The sequence below is a fragment of the Aminobacterium sp. genome, from assembly GCF_034926885.1.
In the GTDB taxonomy this organism is placed as follows: Bacteria; Synergistota; Synergistia; order Synergistales; family Aminobacteriaceae; genus Aminobacterium.
Genome location: NZ_JAYFQR010000029.1, coordinates 1 through 15,834 on the forward strand (window position 1 = coordinate 1; position 15,834 = coordinate 15,834).

General features: G+C 41.9%; 11 protein-coding genes and 1 pseudogene. 1 reads left to right on the forward strand and 11 read right to left on the reverse strand.

The genetic code is table 11. The features are described from left to right. Positions 1 to 217 (forward strand): annotated as a pseudogene (locus VB083_RS10525) (hypothetical protein); the annotation flags it as partial. Positions 218 to 389: 172 nt separating this feature from the next. Here the strand turns inward: VB083_RS10525 and VB083_RS10530 are convergent. The 11 genes from VB083_RS10530 to VB083_RS10580 form a co-directional block, all read right to left on the reverse strand. Next, on the reverse strand, positions 390 to 1,571 hold the full coding sequence (locus tag VB083_RS10530) for a thiolase family protein (RefSeq protein ID WP_213696075.1): 1,182 nt from the start codon (positions 1,569 to 1,571) through the stop codon (positions 390 to 392). Further along, on the reverse strand, positions 1,568 to 2,272 hold the full coding sequence (locus VB083_RS10535; RefSeq protein WP_213701163.1) for a 3-oxoacid CoA-transferase subunit B: 705 nt from the start codon (positions 2,270 to 2,272) through the stop codon (positions 1,568 to 1,570). Before VB083_RS10535 ends, VB083_RS10530 begins: the two co-directional genes overlap by 4 nt. Further along, positions 2,256 to 2,963, reverse strand: coding sequence for a CoA transferase subunit A (locus VB083_RS10540; protein ID WP_213690365.1), 708 nt, complete (start codon positions 2,961 to 2,963; stop codon positions 2,256 to 2,258). The genes VB083_RS10535 and VB083_RS10540 overlap by 17 nt, the downstream gene beginning before the upstream one ends. Before the next feature lie 16 nt (positions 2,964 to 2,979). Continuing rightward, the gene (locus VB083_RS10545) at positions 2,980 to 4,926 is read right to left on the reverse strand and encodes a TRAP transporter permease (RefSeq protein WP_307879989.1); all 1,947 of its coding nucleotides are present in this window, start codon (positions 4,924 to 4,926) and stop codon (positions 2,980 to 2,982) included. A gap of 66 nt (positions 4,927 to 4,992) precedes the next feature. Beyond that, a complete protein-coding gene (locus tag VB083_RS10550) occupies positions 4,993 to 5,946 on the reverse strand; it encodes a TAXI family TRAP transporter solute-binding subunit (protein ID WP_323402038.1) in 954 nt (317 codons plus the stop codon). A gap of 40 nt (positions 5,947 to 5,986) precedes the next feature. Beyond that, the gene (locus tag VB083_RS10555; RefSeq protein ID WP_323402039.1) at positions 5,987 to 7,345 is read right to left on the reverse strand and encodes an aspartate aminotransferase family protein; all 1,359 of its coding nucleotides are present in this window, start codon (positions 7,343 to 7,345) and stop codon (positions 5,987 to 5,989) included. A gap of 304 nt (positions 7,346 to 7,649) precedes the next feature. After that, positions 7,650 to 9,356 (reverse strand): hypothetical protein, encoded by a 1,707-nt coding sequence (locus VB083_RS10560; protein ID WP_323402040.1) that lies wholly within the window; start codon positions 9,354 to 9,356, stop codon positions 7,650 to 7,652. Between the two features lie 127 nt (positions 9,357 to 9,483). Then, positions 9,484 to 10,647, reverse strand: coding sequence for an efflux RND transporter periplasmic adaptor subunit (locus VB083_RS10565; protein WP_213695877.1), 1,164 nt, complete (start codon positions 10,645 to 10,647; stop codon positions 9,484 to 9,486). Positions 10,648 to 10,670: 23 nt separating this feature from the next. Further along, complete coding sequence (locus VB083_RS10570; RefSeq protein ID WP_213690370.1) at positions 10,671 to 11,969, reverse strand: TolC family protein; 1,299 nt, start codon at positions 11,967 to 11,969, stop codon at positions 10,671 to 10,673. Continuing rightward, entirely contained in the window at positions 11,966 to 15,037 is a 3,072-nt protein-coding gene (locus VB083_RS10575; protein WP_323402041.1) for an efflux RND transporter permease subunit, read from the reverse strand. The genes VB083_RS10570 and VB083_RS10575 overlap by 4 nt, the downstream gene beginning before the upstream one ends. Beyond that, positions 15,034 to 15,672 carry a TetR/AcrR family transcriptional regulator gene (locus VB083_RS10580; protein WP_213690372.1) on the reverse strand — a complete coding sequence of 213 codons (639 nt, stop codon included), beginning with the start codon at positions 15,670 to 15,672 and terminating at the stop codon, positions 15,034 to 15,036. The genes VB083_RS10575 and VB083_RS10580 overlap by 4 nt, the downstream gene beginning before the upstream one ends. Positions 15,673 to 15,834 lie beyond the last annotated feature (162 nt).

The following is a 15,834-nucleotide window of genomic DNA, read 5'->3' on the forward strand; positions in this document are numbered from 1 at the left end:
CGCAACTTCCATTCCGCCACTACTATTGGACAGGGTGAGCCCATTTATCTTTGAATTGGCGGGAGCCAATCGTACGGACTGGGATTCCCGCCATTCACTTTATCACGTTATCAGGAAGCAAACTATGGCCCCTTACACATATGAGCCTCCACCTTCAAACGGAAGAATTTATTTTATTTTAATAAAAACAGACATTTTGCGCAACTATTTCATCTAAAACTCATGAACAATTTTACCTAGCATTAATAAGGAATTTAATTTTTAATATTCGGGATAATATGGTTATTGTCATTATATCAGGTGAGTGGTACAACAAAAAAAGACTTCCGCCTCAATTTGAAAACAGAAGTCTTTTTATTTTTATAACTAGCTAATTTTTGTAAAGTATTTTAAAGTCGTTGCACGACCATCGCTACTGCTTGTCCTCCACCGATGCATGCACTGGCAATGCCAAGCTCTTTGTCTGCTGTCTTGAGTGCGTAAAGCAATGTAGTAAGGATTCTAGCCCCTGTAGCTCCTATGGGATGCCCCAATGCTATAGCTCCGCCATGAATATTAAGCTTCTCCATGTTAAAGGGAAGAACTCTATGACAAGCTATAACCTGCGCAGCAAATGCTTCATTGATCTCGATAAGATCCATATCTTCAAGGGCTAGATTCGCCATTTCAAGAGCTTTAGGCATGGCAACAGTTGGCGCTATTCCAAACAAGCCAGCGTCAAGAGCCGCATTTGCATACCCTAAAATTCGCGCTATTGGCTTATGACCTTGTTGCTTGGCCCACTCTTCATTCGCTACGACAACAGCACTGCCAGCGTCGCATAAAGCTGAGCTGCTTCCTGCGGTAATTGTTCCATTTTCTTTAAAGATAGCAGGAAGACGGCCAAGAGCTTCAAGAGAGGTATCTTTTCTTGGAATTTCTTCACGGTCTACAACGATTTCACCTTTTTTACGATCACGATAGGTTAAAGACACAGTTTCTTCTGCGAACAAGCCCTCTTCCATAGCTCGAACTGCCTTTTGATGACTTTGCAAAGCGTATTCATCTTGTTCTTGTCTCGATATATTATATTCCGTAACCAGGCGTTCTGTTAGTGTCCCCATGAGGGCTCCTGCCACGGGACACACAAAACCATCCTGATGTAAAACATCTAAAGCCTTCTTTTCCCCCATTCTATGGCCCCAGCGTGCATCGGGAAGGAGATAAGGAGTATTCGTTGCGCTTTCCATTCCCCCTGCCACTCCAGCATTAATATCTCCAAGACGGACACGGTCAGCTATAAGCATGATAGTCCGCAAACCCGAGCCACACCGTTTATTCACGGTAAATGACGGAATATCTTGCGGTAATTTTCCCTTGACCATAGCGATACGAGCGGGATTGGCTCCTACACCTGCCTGCCAGCCATTTCCCATAATTACTTCTGAAATATCATCAGTTTTAACACCAGATCGTTTTACGGCTTCAGCTATAGCTACGCCTCCAAGATCAGGAGCTTCAAAAGATTTTAAAGATCCTCCATATTTTCCGCCAGGAGTTCGGCAGGCACTCAGAATAACAGCCTTTGTCATTTCGATGCCTCCTCGCAACAACATTCTTCTTCAATGCCTTTCATTAAGCAAAGATCACTGCTCACCTCAAAACTCATAGCTGTTTTTTCCAGCAATTCATTAACATCCACGTTGGGAGCTATCTCTGTTAACACCATGTGCCCGTCGCGCTTTCTTACAACACAATACTCAGTCACAATTGTAGAAACTACGCCTGCCCCTGTAAGAGGAAGAGCACATTTCTTTACAAGTTTTGACCGTCCTTTCTTATCAAAATGCGTTGTGGCGACATAGACGGCTCTTGCTCCGGATACGAGATCCATGGCTCCACCCATCCCTGGGATGAGTTTTCCCGGAATCCACCAGTTTGCCAAATTGCCTTCTTCATCAACTTCTAATGCACCCAAAACAGTGGCGTCGAGATGACCACCTCGAATGAGACCAAAACTCATATCGCTCGAAACTATTGATGATCCTGGAATAAGGCTTAACCCTCGTCCTCCCGCTCCTATAAAGCGAAGATCGTGTTCCTCTGGCGCTGGGCCTGCACCAACAACTCCATTTTCTGTCTGCATGATTACCCTGACACTACGAGGGATGAAATCTGAAACAAGCGTAGGAATACCTATGCCCAGATTGACAACGGCGCCATTATCAAAATCAAGGGCTATTCGTTTTGCAATTCGTTCTCGCACTACCTTTTCATCAAGTTCTGGAAGCATAGTATCCATCTCCTTTCAGCACGAGAATATCTACCAGAATTCCAGGTGTAACAACATCGTTAGGGTCAATTTCACCTTCACGAACAATGGAATCAACTTCTGCTATGACAATATCTGCTGCCGTTGCCATAACAGGGTTAAAATTCCGGTTCGTTCCAAAATACGTTAAATTCCCCCAACGATCAGCACGATACGCCCGAATAAAAGCAACATCAGCCCGCAAGGGGAGTTCAAGAATGTATCGTTTACCATTCACTTCTATTACTTGTTTGTCTTCTTCATAACACGTTCCTACTCCGGTAGGCGTCAATACGCCTCCTAATCCAAAACCTCCCGCTCTGATACGTTCAACAAAGCTCCCTTGAGGAACAAGTTCAAGTTCTAACTTATTCTCATTAAAAAGACGTTGCGTCTCTTTATTTAAACCGATATGAGAAGCTGTAACTTTACGAACCTGACCATTAACAACGAGCTGGCCTTGTCCAATACCTTCTGGATATTTATCATTGGCATATAAAGTATCATTGGAAATCAAGTGTAAATCATTTGTTTTCGAAGCAGCCAATGCATCCACTAAGGTGTAAGGAACTCCTCCGTAATTAAACCCTCCGACCATCAGCGAAGCTCCCGGCTTTACATAGCGAATTGCCTCTTCTGCTGACATAACAGGTTTAATGGTTTTTTTGGGCATATGCCGAACCTCCCTTTTATTGTTGTTCCGTGTTCTCTAAAATAGGTGAGACAACACGAGATGCTCTGCGTTTCTGAGTAATAAACATAAACGCAACGATAGCAACAGCAACGACATTGGCTATTAGGGTTGGATGAATTAACAAGAAAGGAACCGCAAGCAACGCAGCTCTTCCCCAAATTGGAAGATGAGTAACAAAGAACCCCTGAACACCTGCTGCCAACCCTATTATTCCCAGGAAAGCAGTTGCACAGCCAATAATAATTTTTATAAGGCTGCCCTGGAAAAGAAGATAGCTGTTATACACAAACATATATGGGACAATAAATCCTGCCACAGCAACGACAAGGGCCGTAAATCCTGTTTTCATAGCGTTGGAACGTGCTATACCAGCAGCAGCATATGTAGCCAAAGCTACTGGAGGTGTTACATCTGCCAAGACTCCAAAATAAAGGCAGAATAAATGAGCAGACATCATGGGAACCCCCATTTGAGCCAACGCTGGAGCGGCGAGTGTTGATGTAATGATGTATTGTGCTGTGGTAGGAACTCCCATACCGAGAATAATTGATCCGATCATTGTCAATAGAAGTGCCAAGGGAAGTATTCCGTGAGAAAGGCTCATAACAAAAGAAGAGAATGCAAGCCCAACTCCGGTTATACCAATAACTCCAATGACAATGCCAGAACACGCACAAGCTGCAGCGACATCGACTGCGCCAATAGCTCCGTCAATAAGAGCATTAAGTATTCGTTGCGGTGTCATACGATATTTCTTTTCTCCTAACCATGAGGCTCCAATCAGACAGACAATCGACCAGAAAACGGCCTTTACAGCAGAATATCCTGTTGCCAAAAAACCTATGAGAGTAATGATAGGTATTAATAGATGCCAGCCTTCTCTTAAGACAGGCCATATAGGAGGAACCTCTTCATTGGTCATCGCCCTTATACCCTTTTTCCCTGCTCTGAAATGCACCATGGCCCAAATTGAGAAGAAATAAAGTGCCGCTGGTATAGCCGCTGCAACCACTATTTCCCAATACGAAATACCAAGAAATTGAGCCATAATAAAGGCGGCTGCCCCCATGACAGGCGGCATAACTTGACCTCCTGTTGAAGAAGCGGCAACAACTGCACCTGCAAATTCTGAGCTATATCCTGCCGTTTTCATGAGAGGGATAGTAAAAGCTCCTGTCGTCACCGTGTTGGCAACAGAACTTCCCGAGACAGTTCCCATGAGAGCGCTGGCAACCACTGCCGCTTTTGCTGGACCTCCGCGGCTTTTACCAGTCAGTGCAATCGAAAGATCTATAAAAAACTGTCCAGCTCCCGACACTTTAAGAACAGCTCCAAACAAAACGAAAAGAAATATAAATGATGCTGAAACACCTAAGGGAACGCCAAATATACCATCGGTTCGTAAATACTGGAACGGCGCGATTTCATCGAGGGCAAAGCCTCCATGAGCTAAAATCCCTGGGAAATAGGGGCCTAAAAAGGCATAAATCATCGCAATTGTCGCCATAATTGGCAAGGGTAGTCCCATTGACCGTCTCGTTCCATCAAGAACGAGGAGGATCATCATCGATCCTAAGTAAATATCTGAAGTAATAGGTGCACCTTCACGCATAGTAATGGTTTCCCAATTCAAAATAATGTTGAGACAACCAACGATGAGCAGTGCTGCAAAAATCCAGTCCCACCAATCAATACGATTTTTTGGCCTTTTTTTCGATATGGGATATAAAAGGAACATTAACGCTCCCATAAAAAGCCAGTGGATACTTCTCTGGTACATAGCTGAACGTAACCCAAAAACAGCCGTATAGAGGTGAAAAACAGATGCTGACAGGGCTAGAGCAGCTACAATCCAATATTGCCAGCCGTGAAGTTCTCGTTTTTTTACATCTACATCTACTGGCTGAATGTTCTGCGGCGGTATTGAAGGATTTGTCATCATGTTTCCCTCCCCAGTCTCATCTCAAAATGGCGGGAGAGAGAGACTCTCCCCCGCAGTAAAAGAGACCTATTTCACCTCTATGCCTTTTTCCTTGAAATATTTCACTGAACCAGATGTAAATGGAATAATTCCAACGCTCGCTTCTTCTGGTACAAAGTGAGATGCCTGCTGAGTAATATCCATGAAAGCTTTGGCATTTCCTATAATTGTGCTAACCAAGTTATACCCCAATTCTTCGGGCATATTCTCATGAACAACAAGGAAGTTACCATCTGCTACAGTCATTATGTCTTTGTCTATGCCGGGGTATGTTCCTTTGGTTATGGTATATGGGAAAAGGAATGGATGGGTTTCAACTACCTTTTTAACGAGCTCTTCAGGAAGAGGAATGAGTACGATATCGCGAACAGCAGCAACCTCTAATACAGCAGAGCCTGGAGCTGCAAAATTCCAAAAGACAGCATCAACATTTCCATCTTTCAGTGCCATAACACCTTCAGGCTGAGTCAACTGTTGTTTTTGTAAATCTTTGTCCGGATCTATTCCAGCAGTTTCAAGAATAATTCGGCTTAAAATCTGGTCTCCACCACCAGGAGCTCCAAGAGAAACTTTTTTCCCTTTAATGTCTTCAAAAGATTTTATCCCTGTTTTAGTTGTTGTTACAAGATGCTGAGGGGCAGGATACATATGCATAAGAATCCTTAAAGGAAGTTTTCCATCTTGCCCGAATGCTTCGGTTCCCGTATAGGCCTGATATAAAGTCGATCCCATAGACATTCCTATCTGGGCTTTATCAGAAGCAACAAGGCGGCAGTTCTCTTTGGAAGCCGCAGTTGAACGGGATGTAGCTTTGACACCAATGTTGGCTTTCGTCAATATTTCAGCCATGGCCCCACCTAGGGGATAATACGTTCCTCCAACTCCACCTGAACCGATAGTAATAAATGTCACAGCTGTTGCGGCACTTCCAAATACTACCAGAGCTAAAACAGCTATCAGGGCTATCCATTTCTTATTCATACACATACCCTCCTTTAACTTTAGGCCCTCGACTCTTACCCTACAAACCAGACAACAATTTTTCGCTTGCTGCCCTCAATCCTTTCTCCAAACGCACAACAATTTCATCTATTTCGTTCTCTGTCACTATGAGAGGAGGCGCAACTAAAAATTGGTCTCCCTCTACTCCATCTATTTGTCCCCGCCCTGGATAAACAACAAGTCCCTGTTTCAGACACTCTCCGGTCGCAACACCAGCCGCGTTTACTGAAGATGGGAAGGCCTCGCGTGTCTTCTGATCTGCAACAATTTCAACGCCTCTCATGAGCCCCATTCCTCTTACTTCTCCAACGATAGGGATGTTATACAGAGACTCTAGTTTCTTTGAGAATCGATCTCCCTGAATGCGTGCATTTTCTACCAACTTCTCTCGCTGTATCAAACGGAGAGTTGCAGTAACAGCAGCAGCTGTGGCTGGATTGGCGTTATAGGTATGACCATGTTGAAAAGCACCGCTTCCCTGTTTCAATATCTCAACAATTTCGTCTTTGGCTATAAGAGCTCCTACTGGTGAGTACCCTCCTGACAAGGCTTTTGCAGAACAAATCATGTCGGGAATAACGTTCCAATGATTCAGGCAGAAATTAGCACCTGTACGACCAATTCCAGTCATAATTTCATCAGCAATAAGCAAAACATCGTATTTAGAACAGATTTCGCGAATAATTGGCCAATATTCCTTAGGAGGGTGAAGTCCACCAACAGTGGAACCTACAATAGGTTCTGCCACAAAAGCGGCAACATATTGAGCTCCTATTCTTCTGATTTCATGTTCTAGTGAGTGAGCGCAACGAATATCACAAGAAGGATATGACAATCCATAAGGACAACGGTAACAATAATGTGAAGATATTTTGGGATAATCCTGATACAAGGGATAAAAAGTTCTACGACGAGCCATGCTACCCGCTAACCCCATAGTTCCTATGGTACTTCCATGGTAGGAGTTCCAACGAGCAATCATGACATATTTTGAAGAACTCTCTCCATCACGTTCGATGAAATATTGTCTTGCCAATTTAAGCGCCGATTCGATAGCTTCGCTGCCGCCACTGACAAGCCAAACATAATTAAGCCCTTCTGGCGCAAACGAAGCAACTTCTTTAGCCGCTTCCATAGTGGCCTCGTTATACCACCGTGAAGGATGGGCAAACTCAAGAGAAGTAAGCTGTTTGTATATAGCATCAGCTATCTCTTTGTTTCCATGGCCTACACTGGAAAGCAATGCTCCACTACACCCATCAATGTAGGCTTTTCCATCCTCATCAAAAAGGTATATTCCTTCACCTCTAACAGCTTTTTTAAGGGCAGTTTTGTAGCTACGAGGAATCATCGCCCCATATTCTGGCACGCAAACCATCCCCTCTCTGTGTTTTAATACACATTCCAACTACCTCTGTTCTCGTCCGGCCGGAACTCACAGAGAAAATCCCTTAACTAAATAATTAGGATAAAACGATACGAAACATTACGTAGAAAATTAAGCAGGAATAAAATATAGATAAAGAAGGTTAACATGAGAAGTAATGACTACTAATTTTTTTATTTATGAAGGTTTTCCTTCGTCAATAATAGATTCTTCTAGATGGTTTGTCAATTTAAAATAAAAGAGAAAAAACAAAAGAGACCGTTTTTCAACGGTCTCTCGTAAAAAAAGGTTAAAATTAATTTTTATTCTCAGCAATTACTCCCCTAGGAGTAAAAACATACTTATCATCCATAAAAACTATCTCTTTTAAACGATATGTGCCCAAAACTTCGGAATAAAAAGGAACGAAAGCCTCAATTAATGTTTTTGCAGACCGCCCCACGTCTTTTTTCTCTAACTCATAATTCAACGTCATATCTATCAATGGGTGTTTTATATTCACTGAAATATTCTTCTCAGGTTTCCTCGCTATTGTATGATCTGCTTCGGGAAATTTAATCGCCACACGTTTTTTCTTTGTGCTTATGATAAGCTCCGGATCATCAAGAGATTCATAATGATGGGATTTATCCATATTTTCGTTAAAGATCCTCACATCAAAAGGAGCGTCTTCAATAAGCCACTTGTTAGGTATCGTTAAAAGATATGTAGGACTCATAAGCTCCGTAACGGCAGCCTCGTTCATAGCAATAAGCCGGATTTCTGAAATTTCATTCTTAAATCTATTTAGATAGGTTGCGTTACGGCATCGACCAATAAGATAGAGCTTGTCGCTATTCACAACTCGAGTGTCGTTGAGCATTTTATTGAGAGTTGTATTGAACTCCTTTATATCTCCGCCATCCAGCAAGAGCTCTGCAAGCAGTCGACCATTCAGAGACACCTCATATCCGTTGTCAATATTACGTTGCAAGTTTTCGCGGGCTTCTTCCAACATACCAATTTGGGCATATGTTAACCCGACAAAAAGGAAATTCTGCCAATCTGAATTGTTTGACTGGTTTATTATTTGCTCTAAATCTTCCCTTACACTTTGAATATCGTCACTGTTTTTGGAATCCGCTTTTTTCTGCAAACGTAGACGTTCCATCAAGACGCTCGCCCAAAGAGGATCCTTTCTGAAGATAGGTCGGTGTGTTTGTAAAAACTTATCCGTGCAATCAAGGAAAAACGTCTCGTTCTCCTTGTTGGAAAGAGCATAATAATACCAAAAGGGAGGGAAGTACTGAAAAGCAACATTATCACGAAGAAGTCGCGCCAATTTTCGATGCTGAACTTCTTCTCCCCCTGATTTCACACTTTCTACAAACTCATTGATCTGTTTTTCTGTCAATCTGTACTGATCATCAATATTATATTTTTTTACTATATTCCACGATGCCGTTAACAAATCTTTTCGTATCGCATTAATCGAGTTGAGCTTTTCATCGTCGAGAGCTTCGATCATTTCTTCATTTTCGCTCAAGTACTCCTCTATCTGTCGTTGATAGTTCACATACATAGAGCCCATTGAGGAAACCGCACTTACGGCAGCAGACACTACACTTTGCGGGGAAAGCTTTACCCCTGCAAGAAGGTTATATAATGTACGTTCCAATTTTCTCTGATAGCTCTTCTCTATACGCTCACGTTTACGTTCAGAAATAATTTCATCTTTAAGCGTATCCATAAGTTTGGCCAGAAGTTTAACAATATTTTCGTCAGGAATAGCATTTAAGTTCAAGTTATTTATGATATTGTCATACTCAAACGAGAGAACAACACGATCATTGTATGAAACAATTTTGCTCAGTGAATAGGTGCAATAATTAAGTGTTTGCAGAACTTCTATGGGATCATACTTTTTTTCTTCCTTTAAAGTAACAGCCGCTTCTGCCACAGGCGACACACACAAAAGAATCCCCCAGACAAACAGTATCAAAAACGAAGAAAACCGTTTCATTATTCGCAATAAACCTCCAGAAAAGATGATACCCAATACTACAACAAAGCTCTCTGGGAAGCTACGAAAATCTACCCAGAGAGCTTTGTTATTTTGCTATTAAGAGTCTATATAAAATTAAGAAGAATTATTCCCTTACTGAAAACTCTACCTTATCGCCGTCTTTAAGAAGCTTGCCACCAGCAACTACAACATAATCTCCTTCAGACAAACCTTCCGTAACTTGAACGGTAGAGTCAGTTCGTATTCCCAACTTTACAGGAATTATTCGCAACTGCTCGTCTTTAACAAGTCGTAACGCTACTCCCTCTTCACCTTCTATCAGAGCATCAGAAGGAACAACTAAAGCATCTTTTGCCTCTTGTCGTATTAAGAAAACTCGAGCAAACATTCCAGGTCGAAGAGATACCCCATTTTGATTATTATCTATAAACACTTCAACCTGTACTGTTCTCGTGTCCTCTTTTACATAGGGGCTTACCCGAGCTATTGTTCCCTCAAAAACTTTGTTGCCAAGGCCATCGCTGCGAACAAGCCCCTTCATTCCTGAAGAGAGACCAAAAGCTCGTGACTCCGGTACTCTGACAACGGCCTTAAGTGTGCCCATATCTGCTATTTCGACAACAGCAACAGAAGGGCTCATCATTGTTCCAATAGTATGGGAGTAATCATTTAATACTGTTCCTGATATTGGAGCCTTTATATAATACTCAGAAAGTTTAACCTCAAGATTTTTTAGCTCTGAACGCGCTTGGAGAACAGTCGCCTCTGCCAACTTATATCTGGCCTCTGTCTGGAGATAGGCTGTCTCTTTAGCATCAAGCTGCTGTTGAGTCGAGAAGCCTTCCTTTAAAAGTCGCTGATAACGTTCTCTCTCTATTTTGGCATTATCAAGCCCCGCCCGTGCTTCAGCAACCTGAGCTTCTGCCACAATAATACTTGCTTTTACCGAAGAAATTTGGGCATCAATGTCTCTATGGTCAAGAACAGCTATCGTTTGGCCTGCTTGCACCAAATCACCCTGGCTTACCTTGAGAGATTCAAGGCGTCCTGTAACTTTTGGATAGACAACGACCCTTTCAATAGCCTCTATTGTACTGTTCTCTTCAAAACCATCACGAAGGACAGGTGTTTTTTTCGCAGACATCACAGATACTTTTGCCGCTGTTGAAAGTGCGGAGGAAGTGTCTTGAGAAGCTTCTGGTCTATTTCTCAACGGGCCAAAAACAAAGAAGCCGGCACCGAGAAGGATAACGATAACGCCAATTAGTATTTTTTTTGTAGACCGCACTATTGAATCACTCCTTAGTCTTTTTAAGGAAGAACTGGTTCTTCAGTTAAAATGCCCTCAGCCTTGCGTAAACGTACTATAGCGTAGGCATAATCTTTTACAGCAGAAGAGTACTCTCGACGAGCATTCGTTAAAGAAGCCCGTGCATCCAATACATCTAATTGAATGCCTACCCCTTCTCTATATCCCACCTCAGACAAGCGCAATGTCTCTTTTGCGAGTTCCAAGTTGATCTGAGCCTCTTCCACAACCTGCGATGCCGTTTCTAAATCAAGATAAACACTATTTACTTCTGTAAGAATACTCTCTTCCTTTTTGTTTACAGCATGAACAGCTTGTTCTCGCACAGCCTTCTGTTGCACAACTCTACCATGCGTAAGGCCACTATCCATAACAGGAATATCAACATTGATACTTGCCTGCCATGTATCTTTACTATTGTAAAGAGTTTGTTCAGGGTCATCATACCGATATGTACCTTTTATTGATACAGATGGCCTCATGCCACTTTTCGCTATTTCAATCTGCTGATCGGCAACATTAACCTGTAGTTCTGCTCGTTGATAATCGGCACGAGACGAAAGAGCTTTCGTTAAAGAGGATTCCATATCCCCTTCAATAGGATTGTATGAAAGCGCCCCTTCTATTTCATATGATGTTTCCGGTCGTATATTCAGCAATTCAAGCAAATTTATTTTAGCTATTTCCAAATTATTATTTGCACGGATCAAGCCCGTTCTATTTTCAGCCAGCTGTTTCTCCGCACGTGTAATCTCTAATCCTGTCGCTAAGCCCAAGGCTCTCTTCTTTTTGACTTCCTCTAAATATTTCTCCGCAAAAAGGAGTGCATCCTCAGCTGTCTTAACATTTTCCTTCTCAAGCAATACGGAATAGAAACGATTGTAGACATTCAAAGCAACCTGTTCAAATACTTCTTTGTAATAAAACTCAGCTTGCCGTTGTTCTATGGATGCCTGACGCTTTGCTGCCGTGATCCGTCCGCCCTGATATATAGGTTGAGTTAGTGTTAAAGAAGCAGTATTTACATTTTCTTCATCCGAACCAGCATCAGGTTTTTCTCTACGTGTATAGGTAGCCCCAGCATCTAATGAAGGAAGTCCTCCGGCTTTTGCCTCTACCTGTTTTCCTCCAGCACGAATAAGTTCCTGGCGAGCTGAGAGGATATCCAAGTTTTGCTCTTCCGCTATAGAAAGTGCTTTTTCTAATGTCAAGACCATACTATTCTCAGAGGCTGCCCATCCAATCTGCCCCATTAACAATAGCAGCATAAAAACTAAAGCTGTTCTTTTTGCATATCTCATTTTTCCCCTCCACTCATACTCGTCACCGTAGACTTTTTTGTCAAACGTACAATAATCTGCGCTATTTTCTCTTTGGCATCACCTAAAATAACGTAGACTGCCGGAATTACAAACAGTGTCAGGAATGTCGATGTAAGCATTCCTCCTATAACAGCTGTAGACATGGGCTGTCGTATCTCTCCGCCTTCACTGAGCCCCAAGGCGATGGGAATAGCCGCTATAGATGTAGAGAGCGCTGTCATAAGTATTGGCCTCAGGCGTAAAGGTCCAGCCTCTTGCATAGCTTCCAATCGACCATAACCAGCAGCTCGGCGTTGGTTAGCAAAATCGACCAATATAATGGCGTTGTTTACGACAATACCGACGAGCAAAATAATTCCCATGAAACTCATCATATCTAAGTCCATGCCTGTAACTAAGAGGATTCCAAAAACACCTGTCGTTGCAAGGGGTAATGAAAACATAACCATTAAAGGATAGATGAAAGATTCAAACTGTACTGCCATAACCATATAAACCAAAATAATGGCAATAGCAAGAGCTTTGAAAAGTTCTTGAAAATTTTCTTTCATATGCTTCGAAACGCCAGTTGGAATAACACGAACACTGCCATCAGAAGGTGCATATTTTTTAAAGGAATCCATTACGAGAGTTACACCTTCACCTGAAGAAATTCCCGTTGCATTCGCAGTAATTGTTAAAGAACGTTGCCTGTTATAACGTTTTACAAGAGTAGGACCTTGCCCCTCTTTAACTTTAACAAGACCTGGCGCTTTTATGAGATTTCCATTTCCATCTTTAAAAGCTATATTCTGAATATCCTGGATGTTACGCCTATATTCTTCCTCTGCTCTCAGACGGATATCATAGCGATACCCACCATCTTTCATAACACCCGATTTGACTCCGCCGAAATAAGCCTGTATCTCCTGAGAAAGATCTCGAACATTTACATCCAATTCATCTGCCAGCCCTCTGTTTATTTCTACATTAATTCTGGGGCTATCAAGTCGAACGTCAGTAGAAACGTCTGTTAAGCGACCGTCTTTTTCAATATCTTTCTTCATCTTTTGAGCTACAGCATCTAATTGTTCGGTATCTTGACCTACAAGTGTAATACTAATATCAGATCCCCACGTACCAAATGTAAGTTGAACATCTTTATAAGTAGAAAATTGTTTTCTCATCTTTCCCATGACTTCCGTAGACGAAGCGCGTTTATTTCTCGGAACCAATGTAACATTAAGTTTTCCTTTGTTTACCTCTTGTCCCATCCCTGAACCTATGGTCCCATAGGTATATGCAACTTCAGGATAGAGACGAACAGATTCACCAATCTCGTCTAAAAATCTTTTGCCCTCATCAAGGGATGCTCCAGCTGGAAGCTCAAACCTGATTGCAAAATCGCCTCTATCTTCGTTTGGGAAAAACCCTGTGCCCAGCAATCCTGCCATAAAGATACCTAAAGCAAAGATACCTACTGCACCAGCCAAAACAATAAATCGATGTCTCAGACAACGTCCCAGCCACTTCCGATAGGTATTTTCCAGCCATTCCAGAAAAGCTTCAATTTTAAGAGCTACTTTTCCAGGACGATCTTTACGGAGTATTCTTGAACATAAAAAGGGAGTCAATGTCAAAGATAGAACAAGTGAAATAGCAATAGTTAAAACAACTGTGATTCCAAAGGCATAAAAGAAACGACCAATAACGCCACCCATTGATGCGACAGGGGCAAAAACGCATATTGTCGTCGCAGCTCCTGCCAAAACGGCAAAACCTACTTCGCTCGTTCCTTGTGATGCCGCTTCCATGGGTAATTTGCCATTTTCAAGGTGCCTATGAATATTTTCAAGAACAACTGTAGTTGCATCAACGACCATACCTACAGCTAAAGAGAGTCCCATCATGCTCAAGTTATTAATCGTAACGCCAAGCCCCTTAAGAATAATAAGGCTACCGAGCAAACAGACTGGAATTGTTACAATTGTTACAAAGGTTGCCCGCATCGTTCGCAAAAAGAAAAGCATTATAAGAGAACAAAGACCAATACCTATAAGAGTATCACTTCCGACTCCGGCCATAGATTTACGAACGAATGAAGAAGTATCAGACAAGACTTCAATATTGACATCTGATGGAGCTAGTTTTTTGAGGGAATCAAGTTCCTTATACACACCATCTGCCAAAGCAACTTCATTTGCTCCTCGCTGCTTAAGGATTTCAAGAAGTATAACCGGTTTCCCGTTATACGTCGCTATAGAGCGCACATCTTCGTATCCATCTTCGACTCTGGCCACATCTCGTAATCGTATAACAGCCCCGTGTCGTGAAACTATAGGAAGTTGCTCAAGCTCTTCAACAGACCCATATTCACCCTCAAGGCGTATGCTCAATTCTCTACGGTCAGATTCGAGACGCCCAGCAGGAAGTTCAACGTGCTTATCTTTTATGGCATCTTTTACGTCTTTAACTGTTAAATTACGTGATTCCAAAAGAGCAGGATCAAGCCAAACTCGTATTTCACGTTCGCGAAGTCCTATAGTATCGACACTACCAACACCATCAATAGTCTGCAAACGCTCTTTCACTACTTTGTCTGCAAAATGCGACTGCTCTTTATACGAAGCTACCCCTGTAATACCTAACGTAATAATCGGACTGTCACCAGCATTGAATTTTTGGACAATGGGTGTTTCTGCTTCTTCCGGCAAATCGGAAACAGCCAGATTAACCTTGTCTCGAACATCTGCCGCCGCCGCATCTATATCTCGCCCCAACTCAAACTCGACTAAAATGATAGAGCGACCTTCATATGTATTTGACCTGATATTCTCTATTCCTGAAATAGTATTTAACTGTTCTTCCAAAACGTCTGTTACGTCATTATCCATAACAGTCGGGCTTGCTCCCTGCATTGTCGTCGAAACGGCAACAAGGGGGAAGTCAACGTCAGGAACTCGCTCCATTCCCATGTTTTTCATCGCCAATAAACCGAAAAAGATAAGAGCAAATGTTCCTATTAATACAGTAACAGGTCTGCGTAAAGAGAAGTCTGTTATCTTCATAGTGTTCCTCCTTCAGGCGAAGCTAATAAACCACGTAGCACAAATGATGTAACATCCTGTGCTATTTTTTCTTCTGTAACATCGATCAAGCCTAAAGCGATTTGACGCGAAAGACCTGTAAAAAGGGCATGTATCATTGCCCCAGCTAACATAGCATCCATAGTGGAACGAAACTCTCCATTTTGAATGCCTTTTTCAATAATTTTTACTATAGCCAATTGCGTTTGCTCTAAAGGATGAATCTTAGGATCAAAATCACGGCGTAGATCTACATCTTCATGGAAAGCAAGTATCATTGATGAAATTATTCTTTTGTTTCTCACCATCCCTACTGTTACTGTTTCTATTATGAGAGCTAATGTTTTAGCCATAGAAGATATTTTTTGATTTACAATAAATTCAATCTCTTTGTTAAGAGGTTCAACATGCTTCTCCATAACAAAACGCATTAATTCTCTTTTATTTTTGAAATAGTTATAAACCGTGCCCTTTGCAATTCCTGCCTCAAGTGCAACTCTTTCCATAGTTGTACCCTTCCAACCATATTCCTCTATAACGGTGCGAGCTGACTTATATAGCGTCTCACGCATAAGGTCATTTAACATCTGTTTCTTTTTTTTCTGAAGCTGAGACATCCACATCCTCCTGTCGTTTTGACTATAAGGCCAAAAATATGACTTAATAGTCATATTCAACGGTAGGTATTATAAAGTTTTATATATACTCGTCAAGGTGGAATCTACTGACTTGAAGGAAATTGTTACATTTAGGGAAAAATCATTAAATTCTTAAATAGG